This is a genomic window from Pseudomonas sp. NPDC098747 (genome assembly GCF_044760045.1).
In the GTDB taxonomy this organism is placed as follows: Bacteria; Pseudomonadota; Gammaproteobacteria; order Pseudomonadales; family Pseudomonadaceae; genus Aquipseudomonas.
Map to the genome: position 1 here is coordinate 1 of NZ_JBIWAL010000146.1, position 1392 is coordinate 1392.

1 protein-coding gene is annotated in these 1392 nt (G+C 50.6%); it reads left to right on the top strand.

Annotated features, from left to right (window positions below; genetic code table 11):
* Nucleotides 1–1210: 1210 nt before the first annotated feature.
* Nucleotides 1211–1392 (top strand): hypothetical protein (locus ACIQVE_RS29675; RefSeq protein ID WP_402815523.1); only part of this gene is annotated, 182 nt, incomplete at its 3' end.

Consider the following 1392-nt stretch of genomic DNA (forward strand, 5'->3'; position numbering starts at 1 on the left):
AGCGTGTAATCTCTCTGACTGCGTCTTCCGCCCGTATCCATTGCGCCCTCCTGATAAAAAGCCAGAAGGTGTAAACCTTATTCAGGACGCGACACTGGACAGAAAAAAGGGCCGATTGAATCGGCCCTTTTTTGCGTTCGTTGTTTCATTGCAGTTTTCAGGATTGGTCGCTTGAAGCTTCAGAGGAAAGCCTCCTAAAACCCCTTTAATGATGATTTACCACAACTTTACGGGGGTATCGAATACCCCATGCTCGCGAACTCTTGCTCCGACACGGCACAAACTCAGCTCGACGCGACTGTCCATGACATGGAGCCGGAGTTCAAATCTGGAGGCGATAAAAATGAATTGCGGCCCATGATCAAAATTGCGGCCCAGAAACAAACAAGGGCTTGCATCAGCTTTCGCCCGCAAACCCTTGATTTAAGATGGTGCCCGAAGCCGGAATCGAACCGGCACGCCCTTACGAGCGGGGGATTTTAAGTCCATAACTTTTTACTTTTAATTCAGAAGCTTACGGTCAACATTTTTCCGCATCACAGAAATTTTCTCTCCGTTCTAAGACAGCAAAACCAGCACCTCAAAATAAATTGCGGAAAGAAATCGGGCTGCCGTATCACGCATTCTAAGACGAGTCGGATGGACGTCGGTATGAAGAAAGGTCTAGGTCCTCAGCGTGCGCCGGTCGACTGGAACGCCGATCAGTTAGGCCATACCAACGTAGAAGTGACCAGTCAGCGGTACGGATCTTGAATCAACGATGAGGGACTGGACGTGGTGGACGTGCTGCAATTGGACTTGAAGCTGTCATCGATAAAGGTCGCCTCGTCTAGCCAGACAGCCAAGGAATGGTAGAGCAGCCCTAGGGGATGGTTTGCACGTTGCCTAAAAAAGGCCCCATACCTGGGCCAGGTGTGGGGGCCGATTGAACATAGGGCTGAATTCCATGTATCAGGCGTGAAAGGCCGCTATCGGCCAGATGCGGCCTGTTCCGTGGTGCTTCAAGTTTGCTGCCCGCCGATTATGGACAGGTATCTTTGGGTGCACACTGCGAGCGCCGCTGCGCGCGGGCACTAGCAATCACGCCACCCAGCGAGCATCATCACGAGGGCATTACTTGGCATTGATTAGCTATAGTACTGCCCCTACATTTTCTCATTCTCTCCGAGATGATAGTCTCCTGATACAGCTTAATTAGATGGAATTAACGATGCTTACTGAAGAGATTCTCAACGCTCAGCGCCAAGTACGGACTGACGCATACCAAATGTCGATTGGCGAAATTGTAGGCATGTATTGTAGTGGTCTAATGAAACCGGACACCCATTTAGGCGAGAATGCTCGCCAGATCGAGGTGTCAGATGACCAAACAACGCCGTTCCTTTTCCGCTG